Annotated in this window: 18 protein-coding genes; 6 read left to right on the forward strand and 12 right to left on the reverse strand. The window is 52.0% G+C overall.

Annotated elements, in window-relative coordinates:
* Positions 1 to 25 precede the first annotated feature (25 nt).
* Both ACZ5N7_RS05650 and ACZ5N7_RS05655 read right to left on the reverse strand, forming a co-directional pair.
* Positions 26 to 1,141: an ArsR family transcriptional regulator gene (locus tag ACZ5N7_RS05650; protein ID WP_464658145.1), complete on the reverse strand. Its 1,116-nt coding sequence runs from the start codon at positions 1,139 to 1,141 to the stop codon at positions 26 to 28.
* A gap of 201 nt (positions 1,142 to 1,342) precedes the next feature.
* A complete protein-coding gene (locus ACZ5N7_RS05655; RefSeq protein WP_464658146.1) occupies positions 1,343 to 1,534 on the reverse strand; it encodes a cell wall hydrolase in 192 nt (63 codons plus the stop codon).
* A gap of 58 nt (positions 1,535 to 1,592) precedes the next feature.
* Between ACZ5N7_RS05655 and ACZ5N7_RS05660 the strand changes: the two genes are divergently transcribed.
* The gene (locus ACZ5N7_RS05660; RefSeq protein WP_464658147.1) at positions 1,593 to 2,792 is read left to right on the forward strand and encodes a CynX/NimT family MFS transporter; all 1,200 of its coding nucleotides are present in this window, start codon (positions 1,593 to 1,595) and stop codon (positions 2,790 to 2,792) included.
* A gap of 96 nt (positions 2,793 to 2,888) precedes the next feature.
* Here ACZ5N7_RS05660 and ACZ5N7_RS05665 read toward each other — a convergent pair whose 3' ends face one another.
* From ACZ5N7_RS05665 to ACZ5N7_RS05680, 4 genes are all read right to left on the reverse strand, one after another.
* Positions 2,889 to 3,041, reverse strand: coding sequence for a Spo0E family sporulation regulatory protein-aspartic acid phosphatase (locus ACZ5N7_RS05665; RefSeq protein ID WP_464658148.1), 153 nt, complete (start codon positions 3,039 to 3,041; stop codon positions 2,889 to 2,891).
* A 118-nt stretch (positions 3,042 to 3,159) separates the two neighbouring features.
* Entirely contained in the window at positions 3,160 to 3,927 is a 768-nt protein-coding gene (locus tag ACZ5N7_RS05670; protein WP_464658149.1) for a C1 family peptidase, read from the reverse strand.
* Positions 3,928 to 4,103: 176 nt separating this feature from the next.
* The gene (gene hpf / locus ACZ5N7_RS05675) at positions 4,104 to 4,646 is read right to left on the reverse strand and encodes a ribosome hibernation-promoting factor, HPF/YfiA family (RefSeq protein ID WP_464658150.1); all 543 of its coding nucleotides are present in this window, start codon (positions 4,644 to 4,646) and stop codon (positions 4,104 to 4,106) included.
* Positions 4,647 to 4,732: 86 nt separating this feature from the next.
* Positions 4,733 to 5,158, reverse strand: a complete 426-nt coding sequence (locus ACZ5N7_RS05680) for an Hsp20/alpha crystallin family protein (RefSeq protein ID WP_464658151.1) — start codon at positions 5,156 to 5,158, stop codon at positions 4,733 to 4,735.
* 170 nt (positions 5,159 to 5,328) lie between these two features.
* On the opposite strand from ACZ5N7_RS05680, the gene xerS reads away from it, so the two are divergent.
* Complete coding sequence (gene xerS / locus ACZ5N7_RS05685; protein ID WP_464658152.1) at positions 5,329 to 6,420, forward strand: tyrosine recombinase XerS; 1,092 nt, start codon at positions 5,329 to 5,331, stop codon at positions 6,418 to 6,420.
* 146 nt (positions 6,421 to 6,566) lie between these two features.
* Here the strand turns inward: xerS and ACZ5N7_RS05690 are convergent, their stop codons facing one another.
* The 6 genes from ACZ5N7_RS05690 to ACZ5N7_RS05715 form a co-directional block, all read right to left on the reverse strand.
* Positions 6,567 to 6,971 carry a PaaI family thioesterase gene (locus ACZ5N7_RS05690; RefSeq protein WP_464659157.1) on the reverse strand — a complete coding sequence of 135 codons (405 nt, stop codon included), beginning with the start codon at positions 6,969 to 6,971 and terminating at the stop codon, positions 6,567 to 6,569.
* Between the two features lie 150 nt (positions 6,972 to 7,121).
* Complete coding sequence (locus ACZ5N7_RS05695) at positions 7,122 to 8,807, reverse strand: long-chain-fatty-acid--CoA ligase (protein ID WP_464658153.1); 1,686 nt, start codon at positions 8,805 to 8,807, stop codon at positions 7,122 to 7,124.
* 37 nt (positions 8,808 to 8,844) lie between these two features.
* Entirely contained in the window at positions 8,845 to 10,632 is a 1,788-nt protein-coding gene (locus tag ACZ5N7_RS05700) for an acyl-CoA dehydrogenase family protein (protein ID WP_464658154.1), read from the reverse strand.
* Positions 10,633 to 10,776: 144 nt separating this feature from the next.
* Positions 10,777 to 11,961 carry an acetyl-CoA C-acyltransferase gene (locus ACZ5N7_RS05705; RefSeq protein ID WP_464658155.1) on the reverse strand — a complete coding sequence of 395 codons (1,185 nt, stop codon included), beginning with the start codon at positions 11,959 to 11,961 and terminating at the stop codon, positions 10,777 to 10,779.
* Between the two features lie 170 nt (positions 11,962 to 12,131).
* Positions 12,132 to 14,528: a 3-hydroxyacyl-CoA dehydrogenase NAD-binding domain-containing protein gene (locus tag ACZ5N7_RS05710; RefSeq protein ID WP_464658156.1), complete on the reverse strand. Its 2,397-nt coding sequence runs from the start codon at positions 14,526 to 14,528 to the stop codon at positions 12,132 to 12,134.
* Positions 14,529 to 14,685: 157 nt separating this feature from the next.
* Entirely contained in the window at positions 14,686 to 16,869 is a 2,184-nt protein-coding gene (locus ACZ5N7_RS05715) for a (Fe-S)-binding protein (RefSeq protein WP_464658157.1), read from the reverse strand.
* A 312-nt stretch (positions 16,870 to 17,181) separates the two neighbouring features.
* Here ACZ5N7_RS05715 and ACZ5N7_RS05720 point away from each other — a divergent pair, with 312 nt between their 5' ends.
* The 4 genes from ACZ5N7_RS05720 to ACZ5N7_RS05735 all read left to right on the forward strand — a co-directional run bounded on the left by ACZ5N7_RS05720 (position 17,182) and on the right by ACZ5N7_RS05735 (position 22,234).
* Entirely contained in the window at positions 17,182 to 17,766 is a 585-nt protein-coding gene (locus ACZ5N7_RS05720; protein ID WP_464658158.1) for a TetR/AcrR family transcriptional regulator, read from the forward strand.
* A 23-nt stretch (positions 17,767 to 17,789) separates the two neighbouring features.
* Positions 17,790 to 18,557 (forward strand): electron transfer flavoprotein subunit beta/FixA family protein, encoded by a 768-nt coding sequence (locus ACZ5N7_RS05725; protein WP_464658159.1) that lies wholly within the window; start codon positions 17,790 to 17,792, stop codon positions 18,555 to 18,557.
* A gap of 47 nt (positions 18,558 to 18,604) precedes the next feature.
* A complete protein-coding gene (locus ACZ5N7_RS05730) occupies positions 18,605 to 19,612 on the forward strand; it encodes an electron transfer flavoprotein subunit alpha/FixB family protein (protein ID WP_464658160.1) in 1,008 nt (335 codons plus the stop codon).
* 312 nt (positions 19,613 to 19,924) lie between these two features.
* Positions 19,925 to 22,234 (forward strand): YcdB/YcdC domain-containing protein, encoded by a 2,310-nt coding sequence (locus tag ACZ5N7_RS05735; protein WP_464658161.1) that lies wholly within the window; start codon positions 19,925 to 19,927, stop codon positions 22,232 to 22,234.
* Positions 22,235 to 22,547 lie beyond the last annotated feature (313 nt).

Consider the following 22,547-nt stretch of genomic DNA (forward strand, 5'->3'; position numbering starts at 1 on the left):
AGCGGACAGGTGCCGCCGGCAGAAATTATGCATTCTTGTAGAGCGACAAACGCAATCCGGAATAGTTGGATGAAATTTCAGCAACCTTCCGCTCTAACTCGTTATCGTCAAATGTGTTTTTAAAAAGATCCGGGTCCGCAAGGAAAGTCACGCTCGTGCCGGTTTCTTGCGTTGCTCCCACAGTGATCAAGCCTGTTTGCGGGATCCCTTTTTTATAGTCCTGCCTGAAGATGCGGCCGTCTCTCCGGATTTCTAGACTCAAGCTCCGGGACAGTGCATTGGCTACTGCGATGCTGATCCCCTTCTCGGCCCCTGGCGCGACGAATACCGGTGTATTGCTTAACCATTCAATGTCGGTCAGAATCGATTGCACATTCGAAATTTGATACCCTGGCAACGCCTTGACCGGAATGCCGCGGCCATTGTCCGACACCGTCACGCTTCCGTCTTCATGCAAGTAGAGGCTGACCTCAGTGCAGTGGCCGGCGCGGTGCTCCAGGATGCTGTTTTCCAATACCGCCCAAAGCAGCACATGGATATCATAGCCGCCGTTGGTCTCAGTCCCAAGATAAAGGTTAGCCTGATTCCTCGCTTCCTCCATACCAATGTACGAGCTGGAATCCAACAGATTCGATCCGGCAGCAAGCAAAAGCTGCATCGGCAGCATCCTGCGGGCAGGCAGCGTATAGCGTCCTCCCCTTTCCTCCTGTGCCAGCAAATCGGCGGCAGCAAGCGCTTTAATATGGTGGTACAGCTGGCCGGTCGTTCCCATATTTAGGCGTTCGACAAGCTCCGGCCCCGTTAAAGGCTTCTGCATGACGGCCCTCAGAATATCCAAACGCTGCTTGTGAGCAAGCGCCGACAGCACTTTGGCCAGTTTCTCCCCGTTTAATTCCAATAAGTGGCTAACATCTTTTTGTTTAAGCTCCCAGCGGGTGCCGCTCCTTCCGTTTCGATAAAACCCAGAGAAATAAACGGCGCCTGCTTCTTCTGCTTCGAACTCTTCGGTTGGGTTCAGTATGGGTGAACGTTCAGTTAAAGGGTTTTCTTTTTTGCCGGCAAAAAAATGCTGCACCATCTGCTGGAGCCCAGCAACCTGCTCGGTCAGAGCATCGATTTCTTTTTCTAAGTCTCTCGACACATGCATCGCCGCCTTCATTATATTTACGTAAAAACGTAATTACGTATAATTTTATTGTGCATCTATATCCATTTTATGTAAATACGTATTTATGTTTTTCACAAAAAAATCGGCCTTTGCGCATCGATTGATCGACACAAAGCACCGAATTAAATAGGAACCTATGTAAAAGTCGTGACGGCCGCGTATTTTCTCGAGGATTTATTTTGCGAAAATATGATTGCCGATCTTAACCGTTTTCGTCCGGCTTTGAACCCACTTGGAGGTGGAAATTTTGGGATTGTAGTAAAACAGCGCGTTGCCTGCCAGAGCCTCATAGGCCGCTTCGTAAGCGGTGCGTATTATAGTATATAATTTGCCTTGCCAGAAGATATATTCTATTATTATTTTCATGCAAAAAAATCAGTATATTATACCAACAAAACAACATAGAAAGCGGATGTATGCCTCAATGATCAATAACAGAGTGGAACCTAAACTTACCCGGTCCCGGACAGGGAATATTATGCTTATCATAGGAATTATGCTTATTGCGGCAAATCTCCGCGCAGCCATAACGGGCTTGGGACCTTTGGTCGGGATGATCCGCTCCAACACTGGCTTATCCAATACATTAACGGGCATGCTTACCACTTTGCCGCTGCTTGCTTTTGCCTTCCTTTCTCCGCTCGCGCCCAGAATAGCCCGACGGATCGGGATGGAATACACCCTGCTCATCAGCCTCATTGTACTTACGGTGGCGATTGCTATACGTTCTACCCCTTCTCTGCCGGCGCTTTTCCTGGGAACACTCGGGATAGGTCTGGCCATTGCGGTGGGCAATGTACTGCTGCCGGGTCTGCTTAAACGCGATTTCCCGGCTCATGTCGGAATATTGACCGGAGCCTACTCCGTGTCGATGAATATTTTTGCCGCGCTCGCCTCAGGCATCAGCATCCCGCTTTCCGTCGGAGCCGGTCTTGGCTGGCGCTGGTCGCTTGGAAGCTGGGCCGTGCTTGCGGCATTGGCTCTGCTCTTCTGGCTGCCGCAGCTGAGATATCATCATGTCGCGGAAATGCCAAAAGGGCGAGGGTCCGTCTGGCGTTCCCCCCTTGCCTGGCAGGTTACTCTTTTTATGGGGCTGCAGTCTTTGCTGTTCTACATCGTTGCCGCCTGGCTTCCGGAAATTTTGCATGAAAAAGGAATGAGCGTCGAATCGGCCGGTTGGATGCTGTCCTTGCTTCAGTTCGTCAGTCTCCCTCTTTCCTTCATCGTTCCTATTATAGCGAGCCGCCGGCCAAGCCAGAGAGGAATTGTCGTGATTACGATCGCTTTTTACCTCATTGGATATATCGGGCTGCTAAGCGGGGGAACCGCGTTATCCTGGTTGTGGATTGTATGTATCGGAATTGCCGGGGGATCAAGCATCAGCCTCGCACTCACATTTTTCGGACTGCGGACGCACAACGCCCGTCAAGCGGCAGAATTATCGGGCATGGCCCAGTCGGTCGGTTATCTGCTCGCGGCCTTCGGACCAATGTTATTCGGGTTTCTTCACGATTTGACCCATGCCTGGTCTGTTCCTTTGACGACACTCGTACTCGTCAGTGTCATCCTTCTCTTTGTCGGACTAGGTGCGGGGCGCAATTCTTTTGTCGGTCCGGCCCGCTAAAATTAAAAAAAGGATAATTGAGAGCACTCCCGGGAGCTGTCTCAATCATCCTTTTTTCACTGACATCAATGAATCAATCACACAGCAGCCAAGATATCACACCGCTTGTTGGTATTGCACAATCAATTTGTCGAGCTCCTGACTTATATTAATCACCGTAGGATCAAGCAAGCTTTTCTTTTGATCAAAAAGACTCAATAATTGGTTTCTAGTAAACTCGATATTCTCCAACAAAGTACGATTATTCATTAATAATCACCTCATTTTGAAATACTGCTATTTACTATATAAACCAATTATTCCCTTTTAAAACACCCTATGTCTGTGATTTATCTAATAATTCTCAAAAAATCTGTAGAATCCCATACTATTTGCCCGTCCACATATCCAGCATGAATGCGGCATCCTGGAACATTTTATAAGGAATATAACAGTAGCCTTCGTCTCCCCAGCCCTCTCCCCAACTGTTGCGGACTATGACCACTCCTTGGCCGGGCGTGGAGGAGGTCCGGTCCTTGTAGCCGACTGCCAGCATCGCATGTCCTCCCAAAATCCGCTCCCTGGACTTCTTGGGGACAGGCACCCGTCCGGTGCGGGCAACCTCCTCGGATTCGAAGCTTTCATAGATCTGCATGCCGATGACTACAGGCTGCTGCTCGGCTAGCGCCGCTTTGAGCGCGTACAGGTCGGCAACACGGTGATATTCGCCAATCAGAAAAAAGTGCGCGCCGCTCTCGGCCTGCGGGGTTGGAGCCTCCCGGAAATGGGAAGGAACATACGGATAATCGGCCTCAGGGCATACCCCATTCTTTTGCAGCACTTTCATACCGTCCCGGATATAGGCTCCGGCATCCTCGTTCACATTTCCCTCCAGCTGCCGCTCATGCCAGTATAAATACAGTCTGGATAAGGGAGTATAGGTCCCGCCATGCTGCAACATCAAATACTCTCTCAATCCGCTGACTATCGCGTTGGCCGTACAGCTTCCGAGCTGCCCCTGGTCCACAACCGGCGACATCTTGCTCCGCAGGTCGACAGACGGGGGAAGGCTTGCCGGAGACGCATACACCGAGCTCATAAATTGCATGTCCCTCAGGTCTCTGGGATCCTTCCTGACCGGATACTTTCTTAACATCAATCCACCTCCAATACTATTTTCATATAGTATATCGGCTCTTCCAAGTATTTCATAGAGAGCGGGCGCCTATTTTCAACAATCTCCTTTCTAGCCGAAAAAAAGGACCTGCCCGTAAGCAGACGGCTAACAAATCCCGCTTACAGGAAAGTCCTTCTCATCTACGGCGGGCGGAATCAGCTGGCCAGAATTTTACCGTAGCTTCCGTCCGAGCGTTTGTACACCACACTGGTCCGCATCGATTTTTCATCCAGATACAAAAAGAAATGATGGCCCAATAGATTCATCTGCAGTATCGCTTCTTCATCATCCATCGGAGTGAGGTCAAAAGATTTGGTCCGTTCGATCACGAGCGTCTCCTCTTCCTCCTCCGCCGGAGCTTCCGTTGCCAGCATCTTTGGCGTCTCCTCGAGGCCTTGCTTGCGGTTCTTCTTATAGAGTTTCGTCCTGAATTTGCGGAGCTGTCGCTGCAGCTTCTCTTGTACAAGATCGACGGATGAATAGATATCGTTGCTCGTAATCTCCGCGCGGATAAACAACTGTTTTAACGGGATGGTGACTTCTATCTTCTGGTCTTCTTTTTTGACGGAAACGAGCACCTGTGCCTCAGCGTCTGCGAGCTCGTCATAATATTTTTGCAGCTTGCCGATTTTGGACTCAATGTATTCCTTGATCGGGGAAGTCAGCTCAACGTTCTTGGAACGGATGGCAATATTCAAAATTCATCACTCCTCGGCAGCTTATTCATTCTGCGTGGTCGGTAGTGGCGGGCCGGGTTAGCCCCGCGGTTGCGGGGAAGCCCGGCTTACTGGAAATCAACGTCAATCCGTTTGTGGCTTTCATGGTTCGACTTTAGCATGATGACTTCAAGGATGCCGTTCTTGTATACGGCTTTCGTTCCCTGCGCTTCCACCTTATGCGGCAGAGCAAGAGTCCGCTGGAAGCGGCCGTACGACCTTTCCCTGCGGTGCATCTGCTCGTCCTTCACATCGGTGCTGCGGTTAATGCTGCCGTGAATCGTCAGCATATTGTCATCTACATGGATATGGACATCCTCCTTCTTGTCCAATCCGGGCAGCTCGCACGTGGCAACGACTTCATTCTCCGTCTCATGCACATCCACACGGGGAGAACCGAATTCCGACTGGAAACCGAAGCCCGAGAAAAACTTGTCTACGTCCCTTCTCCAATGGTCCAGATGCCTGAACGGGTCGAAAGGTGTTTGTGGCATAGCATTACCTCCTGATATTTTGGGATTTTAGGTGAACCCGCTTACATAGAATTCCCTAAAATGATCCAATATCATTCATCATTACCCTTTTTTGATCGGGATTAAACGCCTTACTCCTTCCATAGATGCCCATTATGCTTTGTGCTACAATAGGCAGGAGGAGGTGCGCTGTGAACATTCAGAAAGTAAAAGACCGCCAGGAACTGGACAAAAAGCTGCTTCATATGCCATGGTATGTGGACCGCTTTATCCATCATAAGCTGCCGGACCTGTCCCCCTCCACGCTGCTCGAATATGCAAGAGATTATGAGACTTTTTTCTCCTGGCTGTTGGCCGAAGGGCTAGCTCACGGAAGCTCGATAAGAGAGATAGAACTGACGGATCTGGAAAACCTTCATATGGAAAATGTGGACTCCTTCCGCTCGTTTCTGGCCACGCGCAAAGATCACGGAAACGCCAAGGTAACCATCATCCGCAAGCTTTCCTCTCTTCGTTCTCTGTTCCATTATTTGAGCCAAATCGCGGAAGACGAGAACTTTTATCCTTTGCTCAAAAGAAACGTCATGGCCAAAGTCGAAATCAAGCGGACCAACAAAGCGAAGGATCAGGCCAGCAAGCTGGAGGGCAAGCTTCTGCAGGAATCCGAAATCGTCGAGTTTATCGACTATATCCGTTCCGGCTACGAAGCGGATATTGCCGACAACAAGCAGGCGTTGTACGCATTTGAGCAGAATAAATACCGCGACGCCTGTATCGTCAGCCTTATTTTGCATTCCGGTCTGCGGGTTTCCGAGGTTGTAAATATGACGGTCGATGATTTGGATATGAAGAAAAGGACCGTGTACGTTTACCGCAAGGGAAACAACGACGGTTCCTTTAAAACGAGAGTATTCTTCCGTCAAGAGGCGCTTACAGATTTGCAGAGATATCTGGAGCTGCGCAACACGACGTACAAACCTCCAAAAAAGGAAAAAGCCCTCTTCCTGACCGTGCCGAACGGCAAGAAGGAAGGCCGGATGATGTCCAAACGGGCGATCCAGGAAATGGTCATCAAATACGCCAAACGGTTCGGCAAGCCTTATTTAAGCGTACATAAGCTGCGGCACTCTTTTGCCACGGACTATTATTTGCAGAACGACCTGTACAAAACGCAGGAGCAGCTGGGCCACGCTTCATCGGATACGACCCAGATCTATGCGCACCTGACCGACAAGACGATGGCGGAAGCGATCAATAACCGGAAAGAAGAGCAGGTTAAATAGCCATCCAGATATTATCTGAAATCAGGCGGGCCCGGCAATTAACGGCTTTTCTCACGTCAAAAACCGGGAAGAGGACATATTTGCCGTTCAGCATGCACATCGAAAGAAGTGAGCGTTTTGGTATAAAGGCATAGCTCCCAGCATACTCAGGAGATCACCCGGAACGTTCCCGTTGCCAAAGTGCCCAATCTGCCTTCTTCATCTGCTACTGTTCCTGAAGTGGTCATCATTTTGCGGGATTGGTGGATAATTTCTGCGGTCACCGTCAGACGGCCTTTTTTCAATGGAGATACAAAATGGACGTTCAAGTTAGTCGTTACGCATTGGTCATTCGGGCGCGCCGCCATGACGGCGATGCCCATCGCGTTATCGAGCAGGGAAGAAGTGACTCCGCCATGAACGATTCCCATCAGATTCAAATGGTGGGGCTTTATGTCCAAGGTCACTACAACCTTGTTGTCGGACAGGCTCTCCAGACTGCATCCGAGATAATCCCAGAACGTGTGCTTGGCGGCTTCCGACAGCTTCTTTATATATTGTTCTCTCTCCATCCCATTCTCCACTTTCCATTCCTCCTGTCCGGCTTCTCCTGTACAGCAATGTATCCGGCTCATTAAGGTATATCAAATAAAAGATGTAATGTAAAGCAGCAGTACGCGGGAGAAGGCCGGAAGGCAACGCATCCCCCAGAAGACCTGCAATCAGCCGATATTCTTGCTGCGCTCCAGCTCTTCCTCCATCAATTTTCTGCGCAATACTTTGCCGACAATGGTCTTGGGAAGGCTGTCCCTGAACTCGTACTTCCGGGGGATTTTATAGGCGGCGAGACGTTCTCTGCACCAGCTTTCCAACTCTTTCTCGGTGACCTTCGCATCGTCTTTCAGCACAATATAAGCCTTCACCGTCTCCCCCCGGTAATCGTCAGGGATGCCGGCTACGGCCGCTTCACGGATCAGCGGGTGCTCGAACAGAACTTCCTCGATTTCTCTCGGATATACGTTGTAGCCGCTGCTAATGATCATATCCTTCTTCCGGTCCACGATAGCAAAAAAGCCCTCCTCGTCTACCCGCGCCATATCTCCGGTGAGCAGCCAGCCATCCTGGAGCACCTTCTCCGTTTCCTCCGGCCGGTTCCAATAGCCCACCATAACCTGCGGCCCTTTAACCGCAAGCTCGCCGATTTCCCCTGCTTCCACAGGTTTCCCGGTAGCAGCATCAACGATCTTGGCATCTGTGCCAGGAAAAGGAATGCCGATGGTGCCGATTTTGCGGTACTCCCAAATGTTGTTGGCATGAGTGACAGGGGAAGCCTCAGTCAAGCCATAGCCTTCGATCAGCCGGCCGCCGGTGATGGCTTCGAACTTTTCCTGCACCTCCAAAGGAAGCGGGGCGGAGCCGCTGACGCAAATGCGGATGGACGACAGGTCGTGCCTCGCCAGCTCAGGATGGTTGATTAACGCGATATACATCGTCGGAGCTCCCGGAAACACAGTGGGACGCAGCTTGTCGATTGTCTTTAGAACCGATTTCACTTCGAACCTGGGGATCAGAATGAGCATTCCCCCATTATAGACGCACTGCTGAAGGCATACGGTCAACCCGAAAACATGAAAACATGGAAGCGCTGCTAAATATCGTTCTTTGCCAAACCGCCCTTTGTAGGACCAATGCGCGTTCTGCACAGTATTGGCGGTGAGATTGTAATGCGTGAGCATCACTCCTTTGGACACGCCCGTCGTTCCTCCTGTGTACTGCAGGACGGCGAGGTCCTTTTCCGCAACCACTTCTGCGCAGATCGGGGCTGTCGAAGCTTCCGACAGAAACTTGGCAAAAGCAAGAACCCCGTTTCCATACTCCACTTTGGGCACGATTCCGGCTTTCTTTTGCGTTAAGGTGTTGACCCAGTTCTTGGGAAAAGGAAGATAGTCCTGAACGGACGTAATGATCAAAGTACGCAGCGAGGTGTGAGGCTGGACCTTGAGGACTCTGGGACACAATGCGTCAAGGGTGACCATTGCGACAGCACCGGAATCCTCAAGCTGCTGCTTGAGCTCCCCTTCCATATAAAGCGGGTTCGTCTGAACGACCACAGCGCCCATCAACAAGCTTCCAAAGTAGGCGATCACGGCTTGGGGGCAGTTGGGAAGCATGATCGCCACCCTGTCGCCCTTTGTGATACCTAATCCAAGCAGTCCGTTGGCAAACCGGTATGAAGCGGAAAGCAGCTGGCTGTAGCTCATTTTTTTGCCCATAAAATAAACAGCCGGATTGTGCGGGAGCTTATTTGCCGAATTGATAAGAAACTTGGCCAGATTGTGTCTCGGATACTCATAGGAAGAAGCTACCTCTTCCGGATAGTGGCGCAGCCATGGTCGTGAGAAATCCATTCCAAACCAATCCCTTCCGCAAGTTTCTGATTGGCTGTCAGACGATATATTTTTCCTCCTGAATTACGCGTGCGGCAATTTGGCGTTTGATCTCAAACGTATTCACCGGGGTGCTGCGGGTTAGTTTTTTCAAGATGGACAATTGGGTGCGGAGCATATCGCCGGATTCCATTGCGGAGAGAGCTTCTTTCGCAATATTCTCGATACGGCTGAACGCCTCGTGAATGTAAACCTGCGTCATTTCCACCGCGCCTAGCGCCTTCACTTCGCCAGAGCGGTCGATCAGCTTGCGTGTGCGCAGCATGGCGCTTTCCATCGCGTAGATTTCGATCATCTGGTCGGCAAGGGCTGCCAGGATTTCCTGTTCTTTGTCGAGGCCGGTACCGTACTTTTGCACGGCGGCGCCGCCTGTCATCAGAAAGATTTTCTTGGCCATTTGGAGGAGATGTGCCTCTTGTTCAAGCGTGCCTTCAAAGGATTGGCCGGGAACGAGCATAAGCAGCTCGCCTTGCAGCGCCTGGGCTTTTTGCATCAAAGGCAGTTCTCCCTTCATCGCTTTCTTGAGCAGTGTGCCTGGAATGAGCAGGCGGTTGATCTCGTTCGTCCCTTCAAAAATCCGGTTAATGCGGGAATCGCGGTAAATCCGTTCAATTTTGTATTCCTGGATAAATCCGTAGCCGCCGTGAATTTGCACGCCTTCGTCGGCGATAAAATCCAGCCCTTCGGTGGCGAACACCTTGTTGATGGAACACTCCAGCGCATACTCTGAAATTCCTTTAGCGGCATACGTGCCGGCATCCGGGCTGCTGTAATCGATGTCCTTCAAAATACTGTCGATCAGGCCTGCTGTGCGGTATACCATGCTTTCCATGACGTAGGTCGTAATGTTCATTTCGGCCAGCTTTTTGCCGATTAACGGGAAGCGTGAGATTGGAGTATTGAACTGAGTTCGCGTGTTAGCGTATTTGGAGGCCAGCTCGATTGCTTCTTTACAGGCTCCAAGGCAGCCTGCTGCCAATTTATAACGGCCGATGTTCAGGATGTTGAAGGCAATCAGATGGCCTTTGCCGATTTGGCCAAGCAGGTTCTCGACAGGCACTTTTACATCTTCAAAAAAGAGCGGACGCGTCGAGGAGCCCTTGATGCCCATCTTCTTCTCTTCCGGGCCAAGGGTGAAGCCTTCCATTTCCTTTTCCACGATAAAAGCAGTAAAGTCTTTGGCGTCCACTTTGGCGTAAACGATGAAAATGTCGGCAAAACCGGCGTTGGTGATATACAGCTTGGAGCCGTTCAGTACATAGTGTTTGCCGTCTTCGCTCAGCCTGGCTGTCGTTTTGGCGCCCAAAGCGTCTGAGCCGGAGGTCGGTTCGGTCAGGCAGTAGGCCGCGATTTTGGCGCCTGTGGCCAGGTCCGGCAAATATTTCTCCTTCTGCTCCTGCGTACCGAAGAAGACGATGGGCAGCGTTCCGATACCGACATGCGCGCCGATGGACAGGGCGAACGAGGAGGCTTTGGCCAACCCTTCGTTGATAATGGTGGAGCTGACCTTGTCGAGGCCGAGTCCGCCATATTCCTCCGGTATATCGGAGCTCAGCAGGCCGAGATCACCGGCTTTGCGCATCAGCTTCACAGTCAGCCCGTAGTCCAGCTTTTCCAGCTGCTCATCGTGAGGGAGCACTTCCCCTTCGACGAATTCGCGGGTAGTGTCGGCAAACATGCGCTGTTCTTCTGTAAAATCTTCGGGAACGGTAACGAAATGGGCGGGCAATTCCTCAATGACGAAGCTTCCTCCAACAATTTTCCGGGCGGTCTGGTTATCGGACATCGTTCATCTCTCCTTGGATTGGAAATGGTTTCACTTGGAAGCCGGTTACCTTCGCAACGCGCGCCTCTCCCGGCGCGCGTTGCGGCGCTGCACGGCGGGTGGTCAGAGCCCAGTGCGTTGGCATGGTCAGCAACCAGTAATCGGTTAATCGGCGTGAACTTCGAACACACCGGCGGCCCCCATGCCCCCGCCGATGCACATGGACACGACCCCTATCCCTCCGCCACGGCGGCGCAGCTCGTAGATCAGGCTCGCTGCCAGTTTGGCGCCGGTGCATCCGAGCGGATGGCCGAGAGCGATCGCTCCGCCGTTGACGTTGACCTTGCTTTCATCGAGATTCAGACGGCGAATGACGTGCAGGCATTGAGAAGCGAACGCTTCATTAATTTCAAACAAATCTACCTGTTCCTGCGAAATCCCGGCCATTGCGAGAGCCTTTGGAATCGCCTTGATCGGTCCGACTCCCATAATTTCAGGCTCAACGCCTGCCAAAGCAAAGGAACGAAAGGTTGCCAGCGGCCTCAGGCCCAGCGTCTCCGCTCTCTCCTTGCTCATAAGCAGAGCCGCTGCGGCACCGTCGCTGGTTTGGGAGGAATTGCCTGCGGTGACAGTTCCATTCAAGGCAAAAGCCGGCTTCAGCTTGCCGAGCGCCTCTAAACTCGTATCGGTCCGGACGCCTTCGTCCGTGTCGAAGCTAAACTTTTTTTGCCACGGTTTGCCGTTGTCGTCCATACCCTTCAGGCCGGTGTTCAGGGGTACAATTTCCTCCTTGAATTTGCCTGCGGCAATCGCGGCCGCCGCCTTCCGGTGGCTGTTCAGTGCGAATTGATCCTGGTCGCTGCGGGAGACGCCGAATCTGGAAGCGACATTCTCGGCCGTGTGGCCCATGCTTATATAAATCTCCGGCATCTGCTCTACAATCTGTGGATGGGGCGCCGGTTTGAAGCCGGTCATCGGCACATGGCTCATGCTTTCCACTCCGCCCGCGACCATCACATCCGCTCCGCCAAGCTTGATCCGTTCCGCTGCGAAAGCGATAGCTTGAAGCCCGGACGAACAAAACCGATTAATGGTCAACGCGGGCACCGTATCCGGAAAACCGGCATAGAGAGACATGATGCGGGCGAAGTTCAACCCCTGCTCTCCTTCCGGCATCGCGCAGCCGATGATGACATCCTCCACTTCTTCCTTCGAAACGCCTGGAGCCCGTTCGATCACCGCATTCAGCACCGTCCTGCCCATGTCCTCGGCGCGGGTTTGCGCCAGACTGCCTTTTCCGGAGCGGCCGACGGCGGTACGGGCCGCCGATACTATGACTGCTTCTCTCACTCTGATCACCTCTTTATCGGTTTGTGCTTTGAATAACAACGGCTATGGGAAATTGGCACGATAGGTACCCTCTGAAGCTTGACAGTCAAGAAGAACGCGCATTGTGCGGGTGCGGGCGACGGCACTAGCTTCGGGTGCGGACGACGGTCAAGCTTTGCGTGTGCGCTTCGCTAGTTGCGAAGCGGTTTGCCTTTGCTCAGCATGTGGGACATCCGCTGCTGGGTTTTGGGCTCGCCGCATAAGCTGAGGAACGCTTCGCGCTCGAGCTCGAGCATGTGCTGCTCCGTCACCCAAGTTCCCGCCGGAACTTGGCCTCCTGCCAGCACATGCGCGAGCTTATCAGCGATCAGACGATCGTGATCGCTGATGTAACCGCCTTGGCGCAGCGTGTACGCGCCAAGGCGCATGACCGCGCAGCCGGTGTCCCCGGCGGCGCGGAGCTTTTCCGCAGCCGGCTTGGCATAGCCGGCTGCATGCAGGCGAAGCACGGCCTGCTTCGCTGCAAAAACGCGGTGATCGGCATTAGCGATCACCCGGTCCTGCGGCCGCATGTAGCCCAGCCGCCGCGTATCGTGCCCGCTGCTCGAAACCTTCGCCATGGCTATGGTTTCGAACACGCGGTTAAGGTACGGCTGCGGGTCCGCCTCCGTGTCGCCGACCCGGCGGCTGACGCGGAGCGCCATCTCCTTGCAGCCGCCTCCGGCCGGGATGAGGCCCACGCCCGTCTCGACCAGGCCGAAATAGGTTTCGGCCGGGAAGACGATCTCGTCGGCCGCCATGCACACCTCCACGCCTCCGCCCAGCGTCATTTGGTGCGGAGCCGCGACCACCGGGATGTTCGAATACTTGAGCTTCATCATCGTATTCTGGAACAGGCGGATGATGCTGTCCACTTCATCCCACTCGCCGTCCTGCGCTTCCATCAGCAGCAGCATCAGGTTCGCGCCTACGCAGAAGTTTTTGCCTTCATTGGCGATCACCAATCCTTTATAATTGGCCTCCGCTTCATCGACGCTCTGGCTGATCATGGACAAAATATCCGCCCCGATCGCGTTGTTCGGCGAATGAAATTCCAGGCACGCCACACCGTCTCCTATTTCCACCAGACTGGCTCCGGTGTTCGAACGGATCACTTTGCCGCGCTGCTTTAAAGCCTGCAGGGAAATGCGCTCAGCGGGAGCGTCCAGGCTTGCATATTCACTCCTTAAATAGTACAAGGTCTCACCTTCGCGCCGCTGATAGAAACTTTCGTTTCCTTGCTCAATCCATTCCTTCACCCACACCGGAACCGTTAATCCCTCTTCCTCCATCCTCTTCACGGAGCGGCTCAATCCGATAGCGTCCCATGTTTCGAACGGCCCCAAATCCCAGTTGAACCCCCACTTCATCGCATTGTCGATGTCCACGATCGTATCGGCGATTTCTCCGAGCTTCTCTGCCGAATAAATCAACACATGCTTGAGCACGTCCCACGCCAGGCTTGAATATTTATCCGGTGTGGACAGCAGCGCTTTCAGCCTCGGGGCGGCGCCTTTGGCGGCTTTCGCCGCTTCAAGGGAGGCCGAGGACACTTTTCGGGCAGGAGCATATTCCTTGCTGTTCAGATTCAGCGCTTCAATGACACTTCCTTCGGCGCCTTTCACTTTTTTGTAGAATCCCTGGCCCATCTTTTCGCCGGTCCATCCTTGAGCGACCATTTCATTCAAGACAGCCGGCATTTCAAAAACAGCCTTCTCCTGCCCATCCTTCAAATGGTCATACACATTTCGCGCGACATGCACGAACGTATCCAGTCCCACCAGATCCAGCGTGCGGAAAGTGGCGCTTTTCGGCCGCCCCATCGCCGGACCAGTGACTGCATCCACTTCTTCCACCGTATACCCTTTTTCCAGCATCTCGCGCAGCGTTACCATCAAGCCGTAAGTACCGATCCGGTTCGCGATAAAATTCGGGGTATCCTTGGCGATAACGACGCCTTTGCCTAATGTGCGGGAGCCGAACTCCTGCATGAACGTGACAAGCTCTTGCGCCGTCTTCTCGCCGGGGACCACTTCCAACAGCTTCATATAGCGGGGCGGGTTGAAGAAATGGGCCCCCATAAAATGTCTCCTGAACTCCTCGCTGCAGTCCTCCGCCATTTCATTGATCGAGATCCCCGAGGTGTTCGAGGATACGATGATGCCGGGCCTCCATACGTTTTCGATGCGGCTGAATAAATTTTTCTTTACCTGGAGATTTTCTGTCACCGCTTCAATAATCCAATCCGCCTGGGACAGCTTCGCCAAATCGTCCTCCAGGTTTCCGGGAGTGATCCTTGAGGCAAAAGCTTCGCTGTACAGCGGAGCCGGACTTGTTTTGCCCAACCTTTGCAATGCGCCGGCAGCCAGCCGGTTCCTCACTTTGGGATCCGTCATCAGAAGCCCTGCCTGCTCCTCCTGCGGTGTCAAGCTTGTCGGCACAATATCGAGCAGCAGACAGTCGATTCCCGAGTTGGCCAAATGAGCGGCGATGCCCGAGCCCATAACCCCTGAGCCGATGACCGCGGCTTTACGAACCGTTCTCCCCATTTCATACCCTCCTCAATCGTTAATCTCCTTTGTACAACCAGCCTGCTGTCCAGTCCTCTTCCCCTGCAAAAGCATATCGATTTCCTTTGACCTTCCTTTCGCCGGCACCCGCTCCATCCAACACGCTTTTCCCTGCTTCACCTTACTGTCACTTCCCTCAACGCGCCTTCTGCTGTTCTTCTTCATACACCGGCTGCACCCGAAGTCCAAACACCGCCTGCTCCAAAATCTCCGCGATATCTCTCGCTTTCACCTGCTCCTCCACTTCCTTGGCCTTCGTACCGTCTTCCAGCATGATCAAGCAGTATGGACAGGCGGAGGAGATCATCGTCGGTTTCACCGCAAGAGCCTGCTCCGTGCGCGCCACGTTTACTCTTTTGCCGGCTGTCTCTTCCATCCACATCATGCCGCCTCCGGCGCCGCAGCACATTCCGTTCTCACGGGAGCGATCCATCTCCACCAGCTCGACGCCCGGCACGGCCCGCAGGATATTACGCGGCTGTTCATACACGTTGTTGTACCTTCCCAAGTAACAGGAATCATGGTAAGTGATTCGCTCCTTCAACGGATGAACCGGCTTCAGCCTGCCCTCCCGGACCAGAGATTCGAGAAGCTGCGAATGGTGCAGCACTTCCGCTTCCAGGCCGAATTCAGGGTATTCGTTCTTTAATATGTTGAAGGTGTGCGGGCAGGCCGTCACTATTTTCTTGACGTTGTACTTTTGGAACGCGGCAATATTTTCGGCGCATAGCTGCTGGAACAAGAACTCGTTGCCCAAACGGCGCGGCGTGTCCCCCGAATTCTTCTCCTCGTTCCCGAGGATGGCAAAATTGACTGCCGCTTCATTCAGCAGACGAACGAACGAACGGGTGATTTTGCGGCTGCGGTTGTCATAGGATCCCATCGACCCGACGAAGAATAAATAGTCAAAATCCGGATTCTCCTTTACGGTAAATACCTTCAGTCCGCCGTCCTCGTCAAGCTCCTGCACCCATTTGCTCCGGTCGTTCCGGCTCATCCCCCATGGATTGCCTTGGCGCTCGATATTCTGCATCGCCCTCTGCCCGTCATGCGGCATACTTCCCTGCATCAGTACAAGCTGTCTGCGAAGATCGACGATTTTATCCACATGCTCATTGCCCACCGGACATTGGTCTTCGCAGTTGCGGCAGGTCGTGCAGGCCCAAATCTCCTCTTCCGTCATCACGTCTCCGACCAGCTCCACTTCCATGACGGATTTTTGCGATGTCATCCAGGAGTTTTTCTGGGCTTGCATCGTTGACGAAATATCCGTTATCGAGTCGCTGCGCCAGCCTGCCTCCATCCCCTCTTCGTCTGCTTTCATGGTGTGGATGCCGCTGTATGCGAAAGCCAAAGCCGGCATCCACGGAGATCTGGACGTAATCGCGGCTCCTTTTTCCATTAGATGGTCCCTAAGTTTCACAATCATGTGCATCGGCGACAGCAGCTTGCCGGTATTCGCGGCTGGGCATACATTCGTACATCGTCCGCATTCAACGCATGCATAAAAATCCAGCATCTGCTTTTGCGTAAAATCCTCAATCCTGCAGACACCGAACGACTCCGCATTTTCATCCTCCAAATCAAGCTTTCTGAGCCGCCCGACGGGGCCGGTCCTTTGCAGCAACAGATTGACCGGCGCGGTAAGGATGTGAAAATGCTTCGACTGCGGTACATATACCAGAAAAGACAGAAGAATCAGCAGGTGCGCCCACCAGAAAATGTAAAATCTGGCCTCAGCCTGCGAATGGCTCAAACCGCCGAGCGCCCCGGCAATCAAAGAGGAGACCGGAGCATAGCCGGAGGCCGGCAGCCCTTCGCGCATCCGTTCGAATCCCAGCGTGAGCACAACCGAAAGCATGAGGAAGAAGATGAAAAATACGACGATGCCCGGCTTCCAGCCTTTGTTCAACCGCTTCAGATTTTCAACGTACCGCCTGTACGCCGCATATCCGATAGCCAGAAGCACGGCAAGCACCGTAACCTCCTGCATCAGTCCGAACGCCGCGTAACCCGGAATGGGCAAACCTCTGCCGATCAGCCCTTTCAAGATAATATCCAAAGCCCCGAACTGGAGAATAATGAATCCGTAAAAGACGGCAAGATGCATCACACCGCTTCGGCGGTCTTTTAACAGCTTCGTGTGCCCGAATGTTTGCACTAGGAAGGCGGTGAGCCGCTCCTTCAACTGCTTCTCCAACTCCACAGGCTGCCCCAGCTTCAGGTACAGAAAACGGTGGTAGACTACTTTTGCAAACATATATAGGAACAGCCCTGTCACTGCAAGAAAAGCGGTCACCTGGACCAATGACCCAATCATCCGCACCACTCCGGTCCTTGTAAAATAATACCCAGTTTTTTTTAAGCGCTTACATTTCTTGCATAAAATTAAACTTAGCTGATATGGAACGGATTCTACTTCATCCTATTCGACAAAAATCGAATTCATCCCAACGGCCAAGCCTCGTAAAGCGTTTCCACGTGTCCAGCGCTTGTCAAATCCCCTCCTTAAAGTGTCTCTCGCTTGTCAGGTTTGTCATTGACATTAACGGGCATCTGACTTATGATAAATTCATAAAATGAATGAGTATTCATTCACCATTTAGTTATATCTTACCACCGGGGTGGCGCCATGACAAGTAAAAAAAATGAAAAATATTACCAAATCCTCGAAGGCGCTCTTAAAGTTTTCGCAGAGCACGGATACCACGGATCTCAAGTTTCCAAAATCGCCCGTGCTTCAGGGGTCGCCGACGGAACCATTTATCTTTATTTCAAAAGAAAGGAGGATATCCTCATCTCCCTGTTCCGCGAGAAGCTCGGAGAGATGGTAGACAAGTTTCACCAGCGCCTTAAGGATACGAACGATGTCAAGGATGCGCTGCGCAGCGTCTGCGAAATCCATTACACCATGCTGGAAAACAACGTCGATCTGGCCTATGTAACGCAAATTGAGCTCAGGCAGAGCTCCCTGGAATTAAGAAAGGAAATAGGTGACGGGCTGAAGCCATATATATTACTGATTGAAGATTTGCTGCGCCGTGGGATGGATCAGGGAGTCTTCCGCCCGGATCTGGATGTGAAGCTCGTCCGGCTTCTGCTTTTCGGGGCTATGGATGAGGTCGTGACCTCCTGGCTCATTTCCGGAAGGAAATATTCGCTCACAGGCCAGGTGGATGGCACATTGAAGTTTTTTTTGCAGGGCTTACAATCGTGATCTTCAAGAAAGGGGCTTAGAATATGGACATTTATGTGCTGTTAAAGCAAACCTTTGACACTGAGGAAAAAATCGTTCTTGAGAACGGGGCTGTTTCCGAAGAAGGAGTGAAGTTTATTATTAACCCTTACGACGAGTATGCGGTGGAGGAGGCGATCCGGATCCGCGACGAGCTGGGAGGCAAGGTTACGGTTGTATCCACAGGGCCGGGCCGCTCGGCTGAAGCGCTGCGGACCGCACTCGCGATGGGGGCGGACGAAGCGGTCCTGATCTCGGACGATCGGATTCCTGCAGAGGAATTCGTCGTGTCGCAAGCTTTAGCTGCCTTTTTATCCAGCCAAAACGTCGACCTGATCCTTGGCGGTAACTTCTCCGTTGACCAAGGGGCAGGCCAGGTGGCCGTACGGGTGGCTTCCCTGCTGGATCTTCCGCACGTCGGCTCGATTACCAAGCTCGAACTCACGGATGGCAAAGCGCTTGCCCACAGAGACGCGGAAGGCGACGTCGAAGTGGTGGAAACGTCCCTGCCGGCTCTCTTTACCGCCCAGCAAGGGCTTAATGAACCACGCTATCCTTCCCTGCAGGGCATTATGAAAGCCAAAAAGAAGCCCTTCCGGCAGCTGACTTTGGATGACCTGCACATCGATGCCTATTCCCTGGAAGCCAAAACAGTGAGGCAGGAGATCACCCTCCCGCCCCGGCGCAATGCCGGCAAGGTGCTGAAAGGCGAGCCGGGGGCCCAGGCGCTGGAACTCGTCCGCCTTCTTCGCCAGGAAGCTAAAGTCATCTAAATTCGAGCCGTTTCTTGCCTTATACTATTCCCGAGGGAGGCACCCATATGAGCAGAACATTTCTCGTCTTCGCAGAAAGCCGTGGAGGCGGACTGCGCCAAGTGTCCTTTGAAACCGTCAGCGCCGCAAGACAGTGCTCTCAGCCTGGGGACAGCATCGCAGCCGCGCTGATCGGCAGCGGGGTCGCTGCTTTGGCGGATGAGCTGTCTGCCTACGGCGTTGAAAGCGTATACGTCGTTGATCATGAAGAGCTCACGTCCTATAACCCGGAAGCGTATTTCTCTTCTTTATCTGTTGTCATAGAGCAGGTGAAACCGGATGCCCTCTTCTTCGGGCATACCGCGATTGGCCGCGATTTGGCTCCTATGGCGGCAGCATCCTTGAAAGCCGGACAAATTTCGGACGTAATCGCATTGGAAAACACCGGCGGAGAGGTGCGCTTTTCCCGCCCGATTTACGCAGGGAAAGCGTTCGAACATAGAACATTTGCCTCTGGTCCATGGGTCGTCACTATTCGCCCTAACAATTTTCCTTTGACCCAGCCATTGACCCAGCCTTCGACCGAGCCTTTGAACCAGCCCGACGCCAGCCGGCAGGGCAACATCATAGAAGTCGCTTATCCCTCCCCTACCCTCCGCTCCGTCGTCAAAGAAGTCGTCAAGAAGACCTCCGGAAAAATCGACCTCTCCGAAGCCAAAATCATCGTTTCCGGCGGGCGGGGCGTAAAAAGCGCCGAAGGCTTCAAACCGCTGGAAGAGCTGGCGGCTCTGTTAAACGGTGCGGTGGGCGCTTCCCGTGGAGCCTGCGATGCCGGCTACTGCGACTACTCTCTGCAGATCGGGCAGACCGGCAAGGTCGTCACTCCTGAGATTTATATCGCCTGCGGCATCAGCGGAGCGATCCAGCATTTGGCCGGTATGAGCCAGTCCCGAGTTATCATCGCGATTAACAAAGATCCGGAAGCCCCGATTTTTAAAGTGGCGGACTATGGCATCGTCGGTGACCTGTTCGAAATCGTTCCCCTTCTCACCGAGGAATTCAGAAAAATAATTTAACCGAGCAGGAGGGAACGAAATTATCAAGACCTAAACATCAAAAACAATTAAATAAAAGTGAGTCACATATTAGTCATGCCTATATGTGACTCACTTTTTTGTTGTATAGGAAATTCGAAAATCCACCTTCATTCGCAGTTTCTATTGCACAAAGTGCAATGCCAGATGATCGGAAGGTTTTAATTTCCAAATATTAACACACTGCAATGCAACTTTTCCCAATCATCCGCCGTCTAATGTTATAGCAGCTAATTTATACATAATTTACCTTGTTTGTGATTGAAAGCTTAAAAGACCAGGAGGAATAAGATTATGAGGTTTTTGGAAAGGGCCGGCATTGTCGGGTTGTCTACAGCGTTTATTTTATCCTTCGTATCCCCAGTATTGGCTGCTGATGCATCGGCGGGTACTGCGCAAGCGGTATCATCCATGGACGCCAAATCAAGCATGCCGAATGACAGCGCTGCAGCTCAGATCAGCAAGGAGAAGGCGATCGAGCTATTTCGGAGTTTTGTCACGATTCCCGAGGATTATGTGCTGCAGGCGGTCAATTACAACTCGAATTTTAACTATCTGAACCATGGAGTCTGGAATCTCAATTTCGCCAAAAAGAATCAGGAGCGTTATTTCGGTAATGCCAACGGTGCCATCGATGCCGCGACCGGTAAATTGATTAATTTCCATATCGATGATAACGATCCGGGCAGCCAAGCATCCTTTCCGCCCAAAGTAGACCTGCCGCAAGCCAAAGAGATCGCACAGCAATTTATCGCCAAGGTGAACCCGGAGGAAAAGTCCGAACTCATTTACAACGCTGATTTTGAAAAATCCTTCCAGCCGCCTCTGAATGGCAACATCCGTTATAATATCAGGTTTGACCGCACCGTCCATGGTATCCGATATGCCCAGAATCAAATCGGTGTGACCATAGACGGAAACGGAAAAGTCGTAGGCTATGATTATCGTTGGGATAACTCCGTAAAATTTCAGGATGAAAAATCCGCAATCAGTTTGCAGGATGCCACGAAAACTTTTCAGGACAAATTAAATTTATCGTTAACGTATAAACTTCCTTGGCGCATGCAGCAGCAGTCCGAAATCAAGCCTTATTTATCCTATCAGCCTGCTGCCGGAATATTTATGCTGGACGCGGGAACCGGTGAATTGCTAAATTTCAATGGCGACAAATACGATCAAGTGTATGATAACAAGCCATTGACGGACAAACCGCTCGCAGAAGCCCCGTCCAACGATCTCAATTTGACGCAGGAACAGGCGCTGTCCAAAGCCAAATCGATGTTCAAGATTCCCGACAACGCCGTCCTGAACAATGCTTCTTACCAGGAAAATACAAGATATAACCCTTGGAAGCTTGTATCTTCTTGGAATATAAACTGGCGCGTGCCCGGAGACAAAGGCGGATTCGACCAAAATATATCGGCGAGCGTAAACAGCAAGTCGGGTGAAGTTATCAATTATGGCTGGTACGTACCCTACTATGGCGGTCCCCAGAATCAGGAAGATCCGAAAGTTTCTATGGAACAGGCAAAAGCGATCGCAATAGACTTTATCAAAAAGGTTGTGCCCTACCATACTCACGAACTGTATTTGTTTCCTATGCCTGTCCCTAATATGAAGGATCCCAAGTTTAAAGGGACACGGGCGTATAACTTTACATTCAAACGGCTAGTAAATGGCATCGGCTCGGAAAGCGAAAATGTTACCGCAGCGATCAATGCCGACACCGGAGAAGTGATGAATTTTTACAATCAGTTGTCAGACATCGCTTACCCGAACATAACACCGGAGGTGCTGCCTCCTGCAAAAGCAAAGGATCTCTTTTTCTCGCAATATAACGTGGAACTGCGCTATTCCCTGCCGAACGAATATCTTTACATTAATGCTATGAAAACAGGACAGCCTGCTGCGAAGCCGGAAGATAAAACAGCGAAGCTTGTGTATCAGATGGTGCCGAAGAATGGAATGGAGCAGGTATTTCTTGATGCCGTCACCGGAAATTGGAGAAGCGCGGACACCGGAGAGCTGACATCGCTGGAAAAGGTCCAGGTTAAGGATATCAACGGGCATTGGGCGCAAAAGGAACTGCAGTTGATGCTTGATTACAAGGCGCTTGAAGTAAAAGACGGAAAGGTCGCTCCGGATGAAAGCATTACACGCGGCGAAATGGTTAAAATGCTGGTTGCTGCTATGAATGGCGTCGGCAATTTTGGCCCGATGTTTGGAACGGAACGCAAAGCTTCCTTTGCAGATGTCAGTGCGGCATCTCCCTACTTCTCCTTTGTAGAAACCGCGGTTGACCGTAAGCTGCTGGACCGTACAGGCGGTAACTTTGACGCGGGCGCCAAGATTACCCGCGATGACCTGGCGGAAATGATCGTCCGCGCGCTCGGTTATTACAAATTAGCGCAGAACAAAGATATTTTCGCGCTGAATGTAGCGGACTCTGATCAGGTCAAGCATACAGGCCAGGTCGCCATCGTTACAGGTCTCAGAATCATGACGACTGACGTCGGGTATTTCCATCCTGACAGCGTCGTTACGCGCGCGCAGGCTGCCACCGCATTCTACCGCTTCCTGCAAAAAAGAACCGAGCTGCAGTAATGGAACTGTAACAGCGATGTAAGAGTGAAGAAAGAAGGCTGCTTTATGGGCAGCCTTCTTTTGATTTTTTTAGTTTTTATTTTCACCAGCATCCAGTCTGGCAGCGCAAATGTACTGTCTATTCGCTCATCTGAACGCAGCTGTGAAAATGACAAAACTTTATATCTCGCATTACCTAATCACCCAATCATTTTATCCGCCCGTCTCATACAATGTACAATCTAAAATGAATGGCGTGGTGCATGAATGAATAAATGGTCGAAGATTCTACTTTTAAGCTATTCTCTGACTACCTTAAGCCTGGGAATCGTTG

Source organism: Paenibacillus sp. JCM 18996 (assembly GCF_055392555.1).